We start from the raw sequence: 17629 nt of genomic DNA, 5'->3' as shown, positions 1-17629 counted from the left end.
TACTCTTCCTGTTACACGTTATTTAATTGAGCTACAAAACGGTCTTTTTTATCTAAGTAGCCGCTAAAGCGTGTCAAAGCCAGCGCCACCAACACAATAACAGCGCCAACCCAAGCCGTATCGATTAAGCGATATTGATCAACAATGTGTCCGCCAATAAGCGCTCCTAAAGCAATCCCTACGTTGAACGCAGCGATATTTAAACCCGAGGCAACGTCTACTGCGTGGGGCGTTTCTCGCTCAGCAATTTGCACTACATAGACTTGCAAACCAGGCACATTACCAAAAGCGAAGGCTCCCCAAACTAATACGGTTGCCAAGGCCAACCATGGATAAGGCGCGGTGAAGTAAAAGAGAACCAGTACGGCAGCCAGAGCCAAGAAAATATAAGACAAGGCACTAATCGGACCAATGCGGTCGGCCATTTTTCCGCCCCAGATATTGCCAATCGCTACCGATACACCGTACACCAACATGATCAAACCAATGGCGGAAGATGGGAAACCACTCACTGATTCAAGAATGGATGCGAGAAAAGTAAAGGCCACAAACGTTCCTCCGTAACCTACTGCAGTCATGGCATACACCAAAAGCAAACGTGGCTTAACCAATACAGACATTTGTTTTACCAAACTGGCACTCGGGGATTGTTTGAGATTATTTGGCACCAAGATAGCACTGCCGATCATGGCAATTAAGCCCAATGCTGAGACAACTAAAAAAGTCGCACGCCAGCCAAAATGCTGCCCAATCCAAGTTCCTAATGGAACACCGGTAACAAGGGCGACAGTCAAACCTGTAAACATCAAGGCAATCGCGCTGGCTTCTTTTTCTTTCGGCACCAAACGAGTCGCTATCGTCGAACCGATCGAGAAAAATACACCGTGAGCCAATCCGGTTAAAATACGCGCCACAATAAGTGAGTTGTACCCCGGCGCTGCCCAAGCCAGCATGTTGCCAAGAATAAACAGACTCATTAAACCAATGAGCAACCATTTACGATTAAGCGTTCCCGTTAAAGCGGTTAGCACAGGCGCGCCAACCGCAACACCCAACGCATACAAACTGACAAGCAAGCCTGCGCTGGGCAAGTTGACAGACAAATCATTTGCTATCGTCGGTATCAAGCCAACAATAACAAACTCTGTGGTTCCTATTGCAAAGGCACTGAGTGTTAGCGCCCAAAGAGCAAGTGGCATAATCATGAACTCCTATGTTGAAGAAACATTTCCTTAAAGAAAGCAACTCTTAAAAGAAACATTTCAAGTTTTGTTGGAGTGAAGTATGAAGCTTGCTAATATTTACAAAAACAGCATAAATGACAAATTACTTTATCGATAAATGCAAAAATAATGTAATGGAATAATCAATGAATAACATCCGCTCTAAAACGGAAGACTTAGAAATATTACTTGCGGTTGCCGATCATGGGGGCTTCTCAGCGGCGGCCAATGCATTAGACATTCAAGTCGCAAAAGTATCTCGTGCGGTGGCACGCTTAGAGCAAGAACACACTTGCAGTTTATTTACACGTACAACCCGGAAAGTCAGCCTAACGCAGGAAGGCGAACGCTTTATCGTGGCGATTCGCAGCGCCATGGAACAGATTGCTGGTGCGGAGTTTGCGCTTACTGCTCAGAAAACGAGACCTTCTGGACGATTACGTATCGATGCGGCTAGCCCTTTTGTGCTCCATCAACTCATTCCTCTCATTAAACCTTTTCGAGCGGCTTACCCAGATATTGAACTTGAGTTAGTATCCAATGACAGCATTATTGATTTGATTGAAAAGCGAACAGATCTTGCCATTCGTATTGGCGGATTAAGCGATTCAGGGTTACATGCCACCTTGCTCGGTCGCAGTCGTCTGCATCTTGTTGCCTCGCCAGATTACCTAACAATACGAGGAAAACCAAAAACAGTCGGTGAATTAACTCTGCACGACATTATCGGCTTTTCCGATATCGCCAATTTAAACAAACTACCAACGACGCCACCTATCCAACTGTCGGTTAACATCAAAGCCAGCAGCGGCGAAACCATTCGTCAATTGTGTTTAGCAGGTAATGGTATTGCCCTGCTTTCTAACTTTATGGTGAGTGAAGATATTAAAAAAGGACGCTTGGTCAGCCTACTGAACGAATCCATACAAACACCCAATCCCAGAGAGCAAGTCAATGCGGTGTACTACAAACATACAGCTTTAGCATCTCGCATCGAGGCATTTTTAACCTTCATTAAAGCTCACCTTGCTTTCTAAATAGCATCGCTGAACCATTATCTAGTCTCAACTAACCTTACGTTAGCTATTATAAATAATGACCAGCGACCTTACACTATAGTTGGTTTTATAAATTGCCAAACTTACCGTTGGTATTTTTCCATTGATTTTTAGGGAGGATCGTTTCTATGACGTCCCAATGCTCGGCGATTTTACCGTTTTCTACACGGAACAAATCGTAATAAGACGTCTCTTCTCCACCAAATTCTCCTTCACTAATGGTCAATACGAAGTTCCCTTCACCCAGTACTTTATGTACTTTGCTAAATGTCATGGTAATACCATGTTTTGTCATTTCATTAATCGCTTGACCTAAACCAGACAGGCCATCTGCAATCATAGTGTTGTGCTGAATGTAATGATCACCACTAAAAAATTGTGACATTTTCTGGTATTCGCCTTTGACTAGTACAGTGTTCACAAAATCGCTTACAAGCGCTTTGTTAGCAGCGGTTTTATCCAGGTCCTTAATTTCCAACGCCCCATCTAATTGAGTACGTCCACTCGGATTTGGTTTACCTGCTTTCACTGTCAAATTGTCCCAATGTTCAACAATTAAACCATTGTCGAAACGAAACACGTCAAAGCCAACCTTAGGGCCAAAGAAATTATAATCTGTATGTGTAAACACATAATCACCATCTTCAAACGCTCGAACGATGTTTACTTTTGCGCTACCTTTTGGCAAGGCTTGCAACACTTCGCCAAAACCGGCCAAACCATCGCCAACGGCCAAGTTATGCTGAGTGTAGTGCTGACCATCAATATAGCGAAGTGCTTTTGTGTCTCCCGTCTCAATAGAGTTCAACACGGCAACCGCTTTGTCTTTACTGGAAACAGTGGCTGAAGTTGAAACGCTCGGACTAGTGCATGCGCTCAATAATGCGCTACTGGCGACAATTGTGGTTAAAAGTGCTGTTTTCATATTTTTTTCCTCTCCGTTGAATAGGCGCTCATTGTAAGGAAAAATAAAAAAATCGAAGAGGTCAAAAAAAGCTAGAAAATGGTGAATATTGAACCAATTAATTACATAAAAACATCTAAGGCTCGAGATAACCGATCAAGCTAAACCTTTTGCTTAAATTGACTTGGTGTCATTAAGGTATGTTTTTTAAAATATTTGACAAAGTTTGTTACTTCATCAAAACCAAGATCACTGGCAACCTGCTGTACTTGGATATTATCTATCGACAACCTCCGCTTTGCTTCTAATACAACATGAGCGTCAATAAGCTGCTTTACGGTAAAATTGGTTGCAATTTTGCAGACTTTATTGAGGGTTTTATAGCTTGTTGCGATTAACTGTGCGTATTCATTGGCGTCTCGGATGGTTGCATAATTGCGCTCTAGGCAAGTCACAAATCGCTCGAAGTTCTTAATCTGCGATGCACTCATTTGGTAATGATAAATGTCTGGCCTTAATTCACTCACCTTGCACAATATTGCGGCAAAAAGCACTTTGACATACTGTACATTTGCCGATGACTGATCAAATTCAGCCGTAATTAACGCAAAAATACCGTGTAACGACAACGCCTGACTTTCTGACATCAAAAAGCTAGGACGATACGACGACAAAAACTGCGTTGGTGCGAAAATTCTAGCGTCAATGGCCGCCATCACTTCATCTAAATAATGATCCGTAAAGATCACCACGGTTGCCGATGGCTTATTCACTAAATCGAAGGCGTGTATTTGCCCTTTATTCACCAATACTAAAGCATTTTTTTCCACTGGAAAGGCATGAAAATCAACAAAATGCTCGCCAGCGTTTCCTGTATAGAGAATCAGATTATGAAAATTCACTCGATGTGGCTGATCAAGATACGCCAGCTCCCCTGTCTCAGCCCTATCATAAAGCTGACGTATATCAAAAACCTCAAAACCAACTTTTAATAAACTTGTTTTTTTAAACTCAATGTTTAGCATCTCGTTACTCATAGAAAATCACCATCACTCTGAAGATTGACCTCTTTTAAAAAAAGACTAAAAAATGACGAAACTGCAATCTTTAACGTAACTTGAACCTTTTCTGTATCCCCTTTAAAAACATTACGTGGTTCTTCTATATCATTCAAAATGCGCTTTTCCTGCTCAATAAACACGTGTCCATCCTAGGTCAAACTCACGACACGTGCCGTTCGATGGAACAGCTTCCTCCCGTTCGGCTTCCAATACCTGAATACATTGACTCGCATTGGTTGGTGACAAATCAAGCTTCGATATCCCGAAAGCTCAGTTTGAAACCACAAAACTCTAAGTTATTATACTTTAAGACTCCTTAGACAAGCACCCTACTGTCTAGCTAGGACATTCCATAGACTCAAAAATGCCTCCTCATATTTATGCACTTGTAAACGTCAAAAAAGAAACTCTTAAATTGCTTTATATTATAATAGCAACTAATATGTTTCTATAAATTAAAAAGCAACTTATTAGTTTCCTTATGATGAATCTACTACAACAAATCAAACACCGTCGTTTAGCGCTTAAACTAAAGCAAAATGAAATGCCTATGCGTATTGGCATTTCTAGACAGCAGTACCAACGGCTTGAATCAAAAGGCAACCCAAGACTCGATACTCTTGAATTGATTGCCAAAGGACTAAATAGCGACGTCATGCTTATTCCAAAAGAAAAGCTGAATGCTGTTTTAGCTGTTCTTGAAAGTGATGGTAACAACACATCTTTACCGCACCAACAGCCTAACCAATCTGATGAGCAAAAAGCTTTTTATGATGATCCATGGAAAGGATTACTAGAAGACAAAGATGGAGACGAAGATGACAACGGAAATTAATGTTCTTAAGTTAACTTTGCATGGCCATCTAGTGGGATATTTGGCAGGGGCAAAAAATGGACGCAATGTTCTACATTTTGCAGAAAGCTATCAATCTAATATAGCACGCCCTACTTTCAGCTTAACCACCCATCCAAATTTCCCACGTGCCAATAAAATGCTATCTGAGCCATGGACGACAAACCAACGCCTGCATTCTATTTTGTCTAATCTATTGCCTGAAGGTTCATTGCGAGAACTGATCACTCAAGGGCTCAAAACCCATGTTGATAATGAGTTCCATATTTTGTCTTATCTGGGTATGGATTTACCGGGTGCATTAGTCGCTGAACCGATGGAGCCTGAAGATGTTCCTCTACACTTATTCTCATCTCATGGCCAAGTAAAAGCGGTTAGATTCAACAAACTCAGCCAAGAAAATAAGTTCTCCTTGGCAGGCGTTCAGATGAAGTTTTCCATGAAGGAAAAAGACGGTCGATACAATCTATCGAAAGATAATGTGCTTGGCGATTGGATTGTGAAAACACCGTCCACCAAACACAAAGAAGTCCCCGCCAACGAGTTCACAGCCATGACTCTCGCCTCTCTTATAGGCGTAGATATTCCTGAAATAAAATTGGTCGAGATAGACCAGTTAGACAACCTTCCTCAAATCAACCTTCCTGATGAAAAATTGGCCTTCGCTATAAAGCGATTTGATCGACGTGACGACCAACGTATTCATATGGAAGACTTTGCTCAAGTGCTAGTGAAGTACCCACATGAAAAATACAATTCAGGCAACTACGAGCAAATAGCAAAAATCCTGTATCAGTTTTCTGGTGATAGTCTAAGTGATGTCCAGCAACTTGCTCGTCGTTTACTCGCCAACATCCTATTAGCAAACGGCGACGCACACTTAAAAAACTGGAGCTTACTCTATTCAGATCAAGTAACCCCCAGACTCTCTCCTGCTTACGACATAGTCACCACCAGTGTTTATATTGAAAACGAACAGCACTTTGCCCTTAATCTTGCAAAGACGAAGGCTTGGTATAATGTCTCAAATAAACACTTTGAACATTGGGCAACTAAATCAGATATTCCATGGCGAGCTATCAAGCCACATCTAGACGATGCCATGGAAAAAGCGAGAAGCCTTTGGCCTGAGTCTTTGAACAATCTACCAATGAATGAAGAGCACAAACAGCAGCTAAGATCTCATTGGCAGAGACTTCATGAAGATTTTCGAATTTAACACTCGTAAAGCAAAGTCTGGGAAGTCCACTGGTAAATTCGGTATCGACGAAGGAAGCTAGTTCATAGTGAGTAGCAATCACAGTAGATTTAAGTCGGCAAAATTGTCTCATTTTACCGACTTAATCACATACTCCCTAACAAAACCGAAAGATATAAAAATCAATCAAAATGAAAATTATTATATTTTAATTTAATATATAATAAAGAAATCGTAGGTAAAACTATAATTCATAATGATCTCTGATAAATAGGTAGTAGAATGAAAAAATGGTACGAAGAAGGACAAGAACCAGACTATAGGTTTACTTTAGCCAATGAAAGAACCTTTCTTGCCTGGGTAAGAACAGGTCTTGGTTTTTTTGTTGGAGCGATCGCAACAGACCAACTTAATCAACATTTAAAAAAAGATTTAAACTTAGAGTTAGTTTTTTATTTTTTTATTTTTATCAGTTCATTCTGTATAATGAATGGATACTTAAGGTGGAAAAGAAATGAAATAAGTATGAGAAACAACAAACCAATTAAATATGGTAATATCCATATAACCTTATCTATTTTAACCACCTCATTACTTGTTATATTAATATTGATGACAAAATGAAAAAAACAATAGAAACACAATATGAAAGAACTATATTATCTTGGATTAGAACGATTTCATTATGCATAATATTAATAGCATATATATTAAAATCCAGTGAATATAACTCAATCATAGAATATGTATTTTTAACAATCTTTTCCCTAATTATTAGCCTTTCATTTTTCAAAAAAAGCAAAATATTACTATGTCTAAGTATAATAATTTCGATGATTACGTACACTTTATATAGATAATATTGATACCCTCTATAAAGACTTACCACTATTATAATTCATTTTTTAAATTTTTTATAAAATAAGAAAATGGCAATGAGAAATAAAATTAGAATTAATGAAATTGGTTGCATCAAAAAACATAGAAACGACCATAAAACATAGTAGTACATCTTCTCAATTTCATCTCAGTTAAAGGCCTTAACACGAGTCAAAATAAAACTAGAATTGGAAAAACTAAGTTTGCAAGTAAAATAAGAACCAACTCCAAAGAAAAACGCCGCAAATTCAGATAATAAGTGCACCACTCATGGTTGAGTAGGTGACGAGAGATCAACTGCCCATAGGTGGTATTCTAACGTCGCCAAACAATTAGAGTATTACCATGAGCTATAAGCAGTTGATCGAAGGACAACGATATCAGATTCAAGCCTATCTGAGCCAACATTTAAGTTACAGAGAGATTGGCAGGCGACTTAACATCAGTCATTCCAGTATCAGTCGAGAGTTAAAGCGGCATACTATCAATGGCACTTATGAGCCTAATGTCGCACAGCGCCGTGCTCAACATCGACGACACTGTGCTGCGAAAAGCCAGATATCACAGAAAACCATCGATTATGTTGAGTTTGGTCTAGCGCTAAAATGGAGCCCTGAACAGATATCAGGTGTAAGCCATTTAATAGGCTTACCTGTCAGTCATGAATGGATTTATGGCTATGTGCAAAGAGACAAGCGTCAAGGTGGAAAACTGTACAAGCATTTACGACACAACGGTAGGCGATATCGAAAAGGAAAGCATACCAAACGGGTCATTATTCCTAATAGAGTTGGTATCGAAGAACGCCCTGATATAGTGGATAGCAAGCAGCGTTTTGGTGACTGGGAAGTCGATACCGTTTTAGGCAAGCAAGGTACTGGAGCGATTGTTAGCTTGGTTGAGCGGAAGAGTAAGATGTACTTAATCCGTAAAGTGCCCAAGAAAAGTACTGAAGATGTGTGTCGAGCGGTTGGTGCTATGCTGTGGCGCTATCGTCGTCACGTGCATACGATTACCGCAGATAACGGAACAGAGTTTTGTGCCCATGAAAGCATTGCTCAAAAACTGAAGGCCGATGTGTATTTTGCTAACCCTTACGCTTCCTGGGAGCGCGGCTTAAATGAAAATTTTAACGGTCTGCTGAGGCAATATATCCCTAAGGGAACCGATCTTAGGACAGTGACAGATGAAGAAGTTGCGAAGGTACAAAGGTCACTAAATCTGAGGCCAAGGAAGTGCCTTGGCTATAGACAACCTGCGGTCGTGTTCGATGAACTACGAAGTGCAGCGTAATTTAGGGAGTGGTGCACTTCGGAGTTGAATTCGCGGCTAAATACACATCAAACATTGAATTATTAGTTGAATAAGCACCTGAAAAAAATTAACAATAGTAGGTGTTAATTAATGCTATTTTAGCAAAAATAGCAATCCAATCGTAATTGCATAAACAGTTGAACCATCCTCCTAAAATAAATTAGGATCGGGTGTTAAGGAATCTGCGATTAAAAAGCCACACAGTGATTAGAGTGTCTAGTTCGCTAAAAAAGTACAAAATACCACCCATTTCGGTACTTTTCACACCTAAACAAGTTTATTAGCTTTGTTTAAGTGCTTTTTAACCGATTCAACGGATCCCCCCCTTGCAGTTCTTATCATCTGCTCAATTCTAAACACATTAGCTAAGACAAGCAGCATCGCCAGTTTGGCGTCGTTTTTCGTAAAACCTCGATGACCACTTTCCTAAAACAAAACTGACGCTTTATGATACGAAACAGATGCCCTACTTTTGCTCGAATATTGGCTTTGAGTTATTCCGTCCGGATTAGTTGCTTATTTATTCTCGGGGGTTTCTTGAGAAGGTGTAACTTGCTTGGCATCACAGCAATTAACCAATCCGCGTTGATATCTTTAAACTTTTCTCGTTTTGTGCGCCTCGATATTCTGAATCCGCCGAGATAAAGCTTTCCTCACCATGAAGCAGATTTTCTGTTTCTGTGATGTCATGTACGTTGGCCGTCGTTGTGCTTAGACTGTTCGTTAGCCCTCTTCTGGCATTAACGCCAATGTGAGCTTCTAACCCAAAAAACCATTACTTTCCTTTTTGGATCTGGTGCATCTCGGGATCGCAAGCTTTCGCTTTATTCTGGTTGAGATGGCGACTTCAATGATGGTGGCGTCGACAATCGAGCCTTCTTTTAAGTAAATTCCTGCTCTGAACAACCATTTATTGACCTCTTTAAACAGCTGACGGGAGAGCTTATATTTTTCCAGCAAGCGCCTAAAATTCATAATAGTCGTGTGGTCAGGAATAGCGATGTCCAGCGGCAACCCAGAAAAAATGCGCATTGACGTGGTTTCATAAAGCGCACTCTCCATGGCAGAATAGCCCATGTTATACTAATGTTGCATGCAGTGAATGCGAAACATGGTGAACAACGGATACGATCTTCTTCCTTTTCCGGCTTTTGGGTAAAAAAATCAATCACCACTTCAAGCTGATCCCACGGCATCAGTTCGTCCATTCGAGTCAAGAAAATCTCTTTACGTGTTTTACGACGCTTGTTGTTGAATTCGCTATCGGCAAAGGTGAGTTGATTTGACATAGTTTAGGTTCAAAGACTTAAAACGCGACTATCTAATGACAGACACTTATTCACATGGCCCCTAGTATTCTAGCTTTCATCTGTACAAAGTTTCATGTTGCACCACAATAAAATCATATGTTATAAACATATCATGTTTTAGAACTCTGTGCTTTTTAGATTGTAATGATACAAAATAATTCAATTTCTATCTGAGGATTAAAAACACCTAGAACTAACACTCTAGTCAAAATTAAGTTAAAAATAAAACTCATCATTAAAAAAATAAAAATTGGTATCAAATTCGATACTACGGAGTTTTCTTGATTAAAATTTTTTTAAAATTTAAAAACAGTCTCGTTGGAAAAGCTATTATATTGTTTTTCTCATTAGTTGCCATACCTACATTATTAACGGGATTAATAGGAAAAAAATATATACTAGATATCGTTCAAGAAAATGCATCTAAATCCTATGAATATTCTCTAGATAACCTACAAGCTCAGCTATCACACGAACTTTTCGAAACTAAAATGAATGCATATTATGTTTACTTAGATCTTGACCTAAAAAAAGCAATTAAAAATCATATAGAAAAGCCTTTAGAAAGTATAAAATTTCAAAAAAAATTTAATTTAAAGCTTGAAAACTATCGAATATCATCTCAATTCAGTAATGTAAATTCCATTAAAATTTATGGTTTTAATGGATTAAAAATGACATTTGGAGACCCTATATTTAGTGATTCAATAAGTGATGAATGGATATTAAATAATCCACTATATAACTATGCTCTTAAAAATCCAGATAAATTCGTATGGTCTAGCATTTATCGAAGCTCAAGTAAAGAAAATATAGAAAATATAGAAAATTCAATTTCTTTATTTAGAGTAATAAAAGATAGAAGTTATCATGATGACATTGGAATGCTTTATATAAATTTGGATTTGAAGTTATTCTCAACTGTATTAAATAGTTACAATAATAGAGAAAATGGACATATATATGTATTAGATTCAGATTCAAATACTCTTTCAGGAAAAGAAATCCCACCATATATACTTAATAAAGCAATGGAGCATTATAATAAAAAAAATGAAGTAACCTCGGTAACATTAAAAGAAAAAAACATAAGCCTTTATATTAAAAGTATACCAAATTATAATTGGTTGGTTGTAGGTGTACTCGATTTAGAAACAGTAACAGATAAAAGTTACAAGCTATTTGATTATTTTTTTGGGGCTTCATCGTTTTTCTAGTAATGGCATCTTTTATCTGGTTATCTGCAGTGACAAATCTTTTAGCTCCCATTAAGGAATTGCAGAGAGCAACACGAAAAGTACGAAATGGTGATCTTACAGCTCAAGCATCCCATAATGGAAAAGATGAATTGGCTGAACTGACTCGAAATTTTAACTTCATGGTCTGTAAAATAGATAGCCTTGTTAAATCACAAGTGGCCCAGAAAGAGAGAGAAAAAGATGCTGAGTATAGGGCACTGCAGGCTCAGATTAACCCCCATTTTCTATACAACACTCTTAACTCCATTCGCTGGATGGCGATAATTCAAAAAGCAAATAATATTAAATCTGTCATTGAAGCACTTGCACGATTATTAAGAAATAGTACATATAAAATGGACAGTATAATTACTGTAGCTGAGGAGTTTTTAGTTTTAAAAGACTACGTTGCCATTGAACTTGTTGCTTACAATAATAAGTTCAATGTTAAATATAATATTGATAATGATGCAAAAAAATGTAGGTGTCTAAAATTTATACTTCAACCGCTAGTTGAAAATGCAATATTTCATGGCGTACTTCCAAAAAATCAATTTGGTGAAATAGTTGTGGAAGCCAAAAAAGTCAATCAATCTGTCTGGTTAAGCGTTTTTGATAATGGTGTTGGTTATCATACTAATGCAAAATCATTTAAAAAAGAAAAAAATCATTTCAATAGCATAGGACTAGACACTCTAAGAGAAAGGTTGAAAGCCTATAATCCTACAGGATCAGGTATCGTTATAGAAAGCATTCCAAACCAATATACCTTAGTAACAGTAGAATTACCGCTAATGGAGGAGATATGAAAAAAATTCTGTTAGTCGATGACGAATTTCTCGCCCGACTAGGATTACACTCCATAATTGATTGGAATGCTCACGGCTACGAAATCATCGGAGAAGCCGAGAATGGACGCGAAGCACTCGCTTTAGCCTTAACTCATCAACCTGATATTATTATTAGTGATATCCAAATGCCATTGATGAATGGAATAGAGCTGATTAAATTGGCAAAACAAGAAAAATTAATGAGTAAGTTCATTATGCTCAGCTCATATGATGATTTTTCACTTGTAAAAGGAGCGCTTCAAGCAGGAGCAGAAGACTACTTATTAAAACTGGATATGGAACCAGACGAATTACTTTCTATCTTAAATAAAATATCGATAAAGATAGAAAACTTGCGAATAGAAAAACAGACAGAACAAGAAAGTTCAATATTACTTCAAAAAAAACGACTTAAGCTTGGTAAGGTAATGCTTAAGGGTGCATTAGATGGAAAGGTCTACATAAAAAAACAGTTAACAGAGCTGTTTAACGACTTCAATCTATGCATTCACTCCCATTGCATTGTTGTTATTGTATTTCGCGTGTTCAACTTTTCTAAACTCTCTAATGAAACAATTAAAGTTTGGAAACAACACCTTGAAAATGAGGCGCAGTCTACTTCAGCAATAACGGTTATAGAAGGTGATAAATCCGATTTTATTTGTGTCTGCTCATTCAACGATCAATTATCAGCCGACTCCATTGAATCTAAATTAGCACATTTCTACAAATCTATAATTTTAACAGCCAAACAATCTTTTAATATAGAAGTCTCTGCCGGTATTTCAAAAAAACATATTGGCGTCGACTCCTTGAGAAAATCATTTTTGGAAGCATCTCAAGCAGTCACAACGACAGAAACACTTCAGTTCCGTAAATTTGAAGAACTGCAAACGCTAGGACTAAATGATTGCGCCTCTAATTTAGACAGTTACTTATCAAATATTGCAAACCATATAAAAGACAATGACTGTGAAAAAATTCTTAGTGATTTTGACGAACTTATTACATACCTCAAACACAATAATTCTTTATCTCCTTTAGCTCTACAAGGAGGAAGTCATACTCTACATTACCTAGTAAATGATTTTGTTAAAGAGTCCAGTATTGAAAATACGCCCGAGTGGAAGGAAATTCAATCCAACTGGTTAATAGGAAATCCAATTGAAAAAACTGATGACTATATTGACTGGATTATGCGACTGAGGAGCATTTTTAGTGATGTATTTCAAAGCCATTGCGAAAAAAACTATATGATTTTAAAAGCAAAACGTTATGTCACAAGCCACATATCTCAAGTAATTACGTTAAAGGATGTCAGTGGGCACTTGGGACTATCATCAAGTTATTTTAGTCGACTATTTCGCCAAAAGACCCAACAGTGTTTTGTAGACTATGTGCGAGAGCAAAAAATACATACAGCTCAGAACTTAATTAGAACAACAAATAAAAAAATGTACCAAATAGCAAATTTAGTAGGCTACGAAAACGTCCAATATTTTAGTCGAGTCTTTAAACAAACGACTGGTAAAACTCCAATCACATTTAGAGGGGGAGAATAAATAGGTATATGAATCTACTAAAATTTGATTTTTTATGAGACCGATTAATTACTATCTTATAATCGAAATACAGAATTTTGATATCATTTCTTCATTATTAAAGACATTTTCATCTACATAACTCTAGTCTAAAATAACTAGAGTTATGCAGTAGCCTCTTTTAAATTCAATTATTTTATAAGTAATTATAAAGTTACTAATTTCGTTTCATTGCCACTGTCATCGCAAAAATTATGATTATCCCTTTACTAACTAGCTGATAAAAATAAGGAACCCCAAGCATATTCTGTCCATTAAGGACAAGTGCTACGATTAGCGTACCTAGAAGTGTACCAGCCAATCTTCCTTGCCCTCCTTTTAGGCATGTTCCGCCTAAAATAACCGCAGTTAGTGCATCCAATTCATAACCCATTCCAGCTGCCGGTATCCCTGCATAAGTTTGTGCTGCCAGCAAAATTCCTGCGATCCCTGCCAACAAGCCCATAATGCAATAAACTAAAATACGAGTCTTAACAACATTTATACCTGATAGTCTCGCAGTTTCTTGATTATTACCTATTGCATATACATTACGTCCAAACTGCGTGTATTTCATTATATAGGCAAGTACAACAAGAACTAACAGCAAAGCATAAATCGGAATTGGAACGCCTAAAAAAGAACCAGAACCAATAAATCTAATAATATCTGAATCAAAAGGTTTAGGCTGTCCACCTATAATAATATACGCTATCCCTCGAACTAAGCTCATGCTCCCTAGTGTTATAATAAATGGATTAATATTGAGAACTGAAACAAAAAAACCATTAAACAAACCTACGGTAATAGCTCCTGCAACAGTTAAAAACAATGCAACTGGTAACCCTAGACCGGCATTGAGGCTAACGCAAAGAATAACGCTGCTGTAAGCAACAACAGAACCCACTGATAAATCAATACCATCACTGATAAGCACCATTGTCATTCCAAATGAAATAATCCCGATGACAGCTGTACCTAACAAAATATCCTTAAAATTTGTTAATGTGAAAAAATAAGGGCTGGCAAAAGACAACAATGCGACAAGTACCAAACAAGCAATTGACAGTTTAACTAAGTAGCTAGAAGAAACTATATCGAGTAATTTTTGCACCCAATGTCTCTCTGCAGTTTCATTTTTTTGAGTTAGAGACTTATCACTAATGTTCATTATTAGCTCCTAGTTGTTCATTGATACCGTTCATAGCAAGATAAATTTTATTGTGGTCGTATTCTGCTCTTGAGAACACCTTAAAGATTCGTCCTTGATAAATTACGATAATTCGATCTGACACATGCATCAGCTCAGTAATGTAAGAGGAGGTATAGAGTATTCCTTTACTTTCTAATGCTATTTGTTGAATAAGTTTATTCACATCACTCTTTGCGGCAACATCAATTCCAGCTGTTGGCTCACACATCAGTATGATTTTCGACTGCAAATTAAGCCATTTAGCAATTATGGCTTTTTGTTGATTTCCTCCACTCAGATTTTTAATTAACTTCTCTTCTGAGTCCGTTTTTATATTCAACTTCTCAATAAAGCCTTTTGAAGCAAGTGTTTCTTCTTTACGGTTGATAATAGAGTACAATCTCTTTTTTTGACCGTTTGGAATACAAATATTGTCTTTAACACTTAACTCCAGAAATTCACCGTTAAGTTGCCTGTCTTCTGATACAAAACCTAAACCATGAGATATAGCGTCGATTGGAGAGTTAATTTTCACTCTTTCATTATCGATTTCTATCTCCCCCTTTGCATCTGTTTTTAACCCATAGAGAGCTTCAAAAATATCTTCTACACCCGCCCCTCCTAAGCCAGCAAAACCTAAAATTTCCCCTTTATGTAATGCGAACTCTATGTCTTGGCAATTCGCTACAGACAATGAACTGACTGAAAGCAATACCTCTTGACTAGCTTTACTCAAAGAAGTATCCGTCACATCTCGTTGATGCTCAAAGTCTGCTGCAGTAATTCCACTCATTTCTTCAACAATTCTATCAGGCGTATAATCCTTTTTTTCACCTTCACTTACATTTTCACCATCTCGGATGATCGATATTCGATCACAAATTTCCATTACTTCTTTCAATCGATGAGAAATAAACACTACGCTACTTCCTCTGGACTTTAGCGTATTCATGAGATCAAAAAGACGCTCTACATCACCCTGCCTCAATGCTGTAGTTGGTTCATCCATCAGTAGAACTTTTGGATTCTTAGAATATGCTTTTACAATTTCTACCAATTGCTTTTCTTCTGCACTTAACTCTTCTATATTACAATCACAATCAATATCTAAATTAAGAATATCTAATAATTTTTTTGCATCAGAACGCATTTTTTTGTAATCAATTAACCCTCTTTTTTTAGGCATATTATCAATAAATATATTTTCCGCTACAGTCATATAAGGCATAAGCCTTCTGTGTTGAAATATAATACCAATCCCTAATTCTTTAGCTTTAGTTGGGGTTATTTTTTCAACACACTCTCCGTCAATATACAATTCACCAGAGTCAGGAGCATAGGCTCCCCATATAATATTTAACAATGTTGATTTTCCAGCACCATTTGACCCAACTAAGCCAATTATCTCCCCTTTATTAAAATTTAGAGTAAGCCCTTTTAATGCTTTTATTCCATCAAAGCTTTTAACAATATTGCTAATTCGCAATGCTGATTGATTCATAATTTTTCCTTCTTGGCCAAAAAAAACTGTACAGTTTTTAGCTGTACAGCTGAACAAGAGTTAGTCGAAATTTAAATATTCTAAATTTTTGTTGACATTTTCCCTTGTAACCAAAACACCTGTTGTTTTGACAATAAAAGGAACGGGGCGGTTATGATTTAATCTGTCTAACAAAGTGACAGCTAGGGCACCATAATTATAGGAATGCATGGCGAAAACACCTGATAACACTTGACCTTTTTGTAACTCTTTATAAATACTAGTGCTTTCAACTACGGTTACTGAATGGATTTTCCCTTCCATCTTGGCGTTCTCAATCCCCCTAACGATGCCTAGAGCACTTGTGTCTTCTATAGAAAGAAAACCTTTGATATCTGGGTTTGCCTGTATTATTGCAGCAGTCCAATTCATCGCTTTTATTGTGTCATAGCCAGGACCAGCCTCAGCGACGACTTCTATTTCTGGGTATTCACTAAGCGCCTTATAAAAACCTTTAACTCGATCTTCAGATGGTGGAATAGGATCAGGGAATTTATTTATTGCTACTTTACCTTTGCCACCGATGCTTTCTGCTAAATGTTTAGCGGCATAGTAACCAGCAGCAACATCATCACCTCCAACCTGCCCTTCTGCATTCGAATCCCCCTGAATTGAGTCCATTGTAATAACTTTCATGCCAAGTGAATGAGCCAATTCAACGCCAGCCACTCCAGCAGCCTGAGTTGTTGAGCCTAATACAAGCAAGTCGACCCCTCGCTTAGCAAAATTGCGAATGATTTCTAATTCTTTGACTGGATCATCATTAGATGATGCATCTATAAATTTATAGCCTAATGTACCTGCCATCTCTTCAGCACCTTTGAGCATAGCTTGCTGAAATGAATCACTTTGATTATGTTGCATCATTCCGATTTTGCTTTCCGCCATAACAGCTGAAGAAAACCAACCAGCGACTGCAACTGTGAACATAGTTTTTATTATTTTATTCATCATTACTTTCCTTATGGTATAAAGTATTACACTGTAAGTGCGTTAATAGTATCAACCAAGGAACAGCAATTCGAAATATAATATATTGTGATATTTTGCATTATCTTTACCTTTCTAGGGTAAATTCAATCATAATTTACCATTAAACATTTCATCCAATTAAAATAAAATCAACACATTAATGACTTTCTCACTATAAGTAAGATACAAAAAAATGACTCGTAAATAAGCTAATTTATATCAGCAATTAATTTATGAAAAGTGCAATATTTTTCTTAAAAGTTAGCCTTATAAGAAAATAATATTAAATGAAGATAGGAGGAAGGTTTAACTTAAAAATAAATTCAATAAAGTGCATATTATTATAAAAATTGAACATTAGGCTAAAAACAGTCTAATATTCAATTTTAAATTATTAATAATCTATTTCTCTTAAAAAAATATAAAAAAAATTATACTATTTCATAATTAACAAAGCCCAAATATAAAACAACCAAA

The 17629-nt window shown here is 37.1% G+C and carries 15 protein-coding genes and 1 pseudogene; 8 read left to right on the top strand and 8 right to left on the bottom strand.

Translation table 11 applies throughout. The annotated features are described in order from the left end of the window. Window positions 1–11: 11 nt before the first annotated feature. Window positions 12–1199 carry an MFS transporter gene (locus tag AC0L3Y_RS10375; RefSeq protein ID WP_473462038.1) on the bottom strand — a complete coding sequence of 396 codons (1188 nt, stop codon included), beginning with the start codon at window positions 1197–1199 and terminating at the stop codon, window positions 12–14. Between the two features lie 170 nt (window positions 1200–1369). Here AC0L3Y_RS10375 and AC0L3Y_RS10370 point away from each other — a divergent pair, with 170 nt between their 5' ends. Beyond that, entirely contained in the window at window positions 1370–2260 is an 891-nt protein-coding gene (locus AC0L3Y_RS10370; RefSeq protein ID WP_473462033.1) for a LysR family transcriptional regulator, read from the top strand. 88 nt (window positions 2261–2348) lie between these two features. On the opposite strand, the gene AC0L3Y_RS10365 is transcribed toward AC0L3Y_RS10370, so the two are convergent. The 3 genes from AC0L3Y_RS10365 to AC0L3Y_RS10355 form a co-directional block, all read right to left on the bottom strand. Continuing rightward, window positions 2349–3206 carry a nuclear transport factor 2 family protein gene (locus tag AC0L3Y_RS10365; protein ID WP_473462027.1) on the bottom strand — a complete coding sequence of 286 codons (858 nt, stop codon included), beginning with the start codon at window positions 3204–3206 and terminating at the stop codon, window positions 2349–2351. Between the two features lie 140 nt (window positions 3207–3346). After that, the gene (locus AC0L3Y_RS10360) at window positions 3347–4222 is read right to left on the bottom strand and encodes a helix-turn-helix domain-containing protein (RefSeq protein WP_473462022.1); all 876 of its coding nucleotides are present in this window, start codon (window positions 4220–4222) and stop codon (window positions 3347–3349) included. Then, entirely contained in the window at window positions 4219–4386 is a 168-nt protein-coding gene (locus AC0L3Y_RS10355; protein WP_473462018.1) for a hypothetical protein, read from the bottom strand. Before AC0L3Y_RS10355 ends, AC0L3Y_RS10360 begins: the two co-directional genes overlap by 4 nt. Before the next feature lie 341 nt (window positions 4387–4727). Here AC0L3Y_RS10355 and AC0L3Y_RS10350 point away from each other — a divergent pair, with 341 nt between their 5' ends. The 4 genes from AC0L3Y_RS10350 to AC0L3Y_RS10335 all read left to right on the top strand — a co-directional run bounded on the left by AC0L3Y_RS10350 (window position 4728) and on the right by AC0L3Y_RS10335 (window position 8469). Continuing rightward, complete coding sequence (locus tag AC0L3Y_RS10350; protein ID WP_473462014.1) at window positions 4728–5081, top strand: helix-turn-helix transcriptional regulator; 354 nt, start codon at window positions 4728–4730, stop codon at window positions 5079–5081. Next, on the top strand, window positions 5065–6318 hold the full coding sequence (locus AC0L3Y_RS10345; RefSeq protein ID WP_473462012.1) for a type II toxin-antitoxin system HipA family toxin: 1254 nt from the start codon (window positions 5065–5067) through the stop codon (window positions 6316–6318). Before AC0L3Y_RS10350 ends, AC0L3Y_RS10345 begins: the two co-directional genes overlap by 17 nt. A 261-nt stretch (window positions 6319–6579) precedes the next feature. Beyond that, window positions 6580–6921: a YidH family protein gene (locus tag AC0L3Y_RS10340; protein ID WP_473462008.1), complete on the top strand. Its 342-nt coding sequence runs from the start codon at window positions 6580–6582 to the stop codon at window positions 6919–6921. A 600-nt stretch (window positions 6922–7521) separates the two neighbouring features. Next, window positions 7522–8469, top strand: a complete 948-nt coding sequence (locus AC0L3Y_RS10335; protein ID WP_473462002.1) for an IS30 family transposase — start codon at window positions 7522–7524, stop codon at window positions 8467–8469. A gap of 288 nt (window positions 8470–8757) precedes the next feature. Here the strand turns inward: AC0L3Y_RS10335 and AC0L3Y_RS10330 are convergent. Next, window positions 8758–9779: pseudogene (locus AC0L3Y_RS10330) on the bottom strand (IS5 family transposase). A 302-nt stretch (window positions 9780–10081) separates the two neighbouring features. On the opposite strand from AC0L3Y_RS10330, the gene AC0L3Y_RS10325 reads away from it, so the two are divergent. Genes AC0L3Y_RS10325 through AC0L3Y_RS10315 form a run of 3 tightly spaced genes read left to right on the top strand, consistent with a single transcriptional unit; the run spans window position 10082 to window position 13430 of the window. Continuing rightward, window positions 10082–11017, top strand: coding sequence for a cache domain-containing protein (locus tag AC0L3Y_RS10325; protein ID WP_473461997.1), 936 nt, complete (start codon window positions 10082–10084; stop codon window positions 11015–11017). 29 nt (window positions 11018–11046) lie between these two features. Continuing rightward, on the top strand, window positions 11047–11847 hold the full coding sequence (locus tag AC0L3Y_RS10320) for a sensor histidine kinase (RefSeq protein ID WP_473461992.1): 801 nt from the start codon (window positions 11047–11049) through the stop codon (window positions 11845–11847). Next, window positions 11844–13430, top strand: coding sequence for a response regulator (locus AC0L3Y_RS10315; RefSeq protein WP_473461989.1), 1587 nt, complete (start codon window positions 11844–11846; stop codon window positions 13428–13430). The genes AC0L3Y_RS10320 and AC0L3Y_RS10315 overlap by 4 nt, the downstream gene beginning before the upstream one ends. Before the next feature lie 196 nt (window positions 13431–13626). On the opposite strand, the gene AC0L3Y_RS10310 is transcribed toward AC0L3Y_RS10315, so the two are convergent. From AC0L3Y_RS10310 to AC0L3Y_RS10300, 3 genes are read right to left on the bottom strand one after another with little or no spacing between them, the layout of a single operon-like run. After that, entirely contained in the window at window positions 13627–14619 is a 993-nt protein-coding gene (locus AC0L3Y_RS10310; RefSeq protein ID WP_473461984.1) for an ABC transporter permease, read from the bottom strand. Then, window positions 14609–16141, bottom strand: coding sequence for a sugar ABC transporter ATP-binding protein (locus AC0L3Y_RS10305; protein ID WP_473461980.1), 1533 nt, complete (start codon window positions 16139–16141; stop codon window positions 14609–14611). The genes AC0L3Y_RS10310 and AC0L3Y_RS10305 overlap by 11 nt, the downstream gene beginning before the upstream one ends. A gap of 60 nt (window positions 16142–16201) precedes the next feature. Beyond that, a complete protein-coding gene (locus AC0L3Y_RS10300) occupies window positions 16202–17134 on the bottom strand; it encodes a sugar ABC transporter substrate-binding protein (RefSeq protein ID WP_473461975.1) in 933 nt (310 codons plus the stop codon). Window positions 17135–17629: the final 495 nt, after the last annotated feature.

The sequence above is a fragment of the Marinomonas sp. GJ51-14 genome, assembly GCF_055808695.1.
The sequence above is the reverse complement of the archived record's forward strand: the minus strand, read 5'-3'. Positions and strand labels throughout refer to the sequence as shown.

Excerpts from the sequence above, each read along its gene's own strand:
- AC0L3Y_RS10375 (WP_473462038.1), bottom strand. The coding sequence starts at position 1,199 with ATGCCACTTGCTCTTTGGGCGCTAACACTCAGTGCCTTTGCAATAGGA.
- AC0L3Y_RS10370 (WP_473462033.1), top strand. The coding sequence starts at position 1,370 with ATGAATAACATCCGCTCTAAAACGGAAGACTTAGAAATATTACTTGCG.
- AC0L3Y_RS10365 (WP_473462027.1), bottom strand. The coding sequence starts at position 3,206 with ATGAAAACAGCACTTTTAACCACAATTGTCGCCAGTAGCGCATTATTG.
- AC0L3Y_RS10360 (WP_473462022.1), bottom strand. The coding sequence starts at position 4,222 with ATGAGTAACGAGATGCTAAACATTGAGTTTAAAAAAACAAGTTTATTA.
- AC0L3Y_RS10350 (WP_473462014.1), top strand. The coding sequence starts at position 4,728 with ATGATGAATCTACTACAACAAATCAAACACCGTCGTTTAGCGCTTAAA.
- AC0L3Y_RS10345 (WP_473462012.1), top strand. The coding sequence starts at position 5,065 with ATGACAACGGAAATTAATGTTCTTAAGTTAACTTTGCATGGCCATCTA.
- AC0L3Y_RS10340 (WP_473462008.1), top strand. The coding sequence starts at position 6,580 with ATGAAAAAATGGTACGAAGAAGGACAAGAACCAGACTATAGGTTTACT.
- AC0L3Y_RS10335 (WP_473462002.1), top strand. The coding sequence starts at position 7,522 with ATGAGCTATAAGCAGTTGATCGAAGGACAACGATATCAGATTCAAGCC.
- AC0L3Y_RS10315 (WP_473461989.1), top strand. The coding sequence starts at position 11,844 with ATGAAAAAAATTCTGTTAGTCGATGACGAATTTCTCGCCCGACTAGGA.
- AC0L3Y_RS10310 (WP_473461984.1), bottom strand. The coding sequence starts at position 14,619 with ATGAACATTAGTGATAAGTCTCTAACTCAAAAAAATGAAACTGCAGAG.
- AC0L3Y_RS10305 (WP_473461980.1), bottom strand. The coding sequence starts at position 16,141 with ATGAATCAATCAGCATTGCGAATTAGCAATATTGTTAAAAGCTTTGAT.
- AC0L3Y_RS10300 (WP_473461975.1), bottom strand. The coding sequence starts at position 17,134 with ATGATGAATAAAATAATAAAAACTATGTTCACAGTTGCAGTCGCTGGT.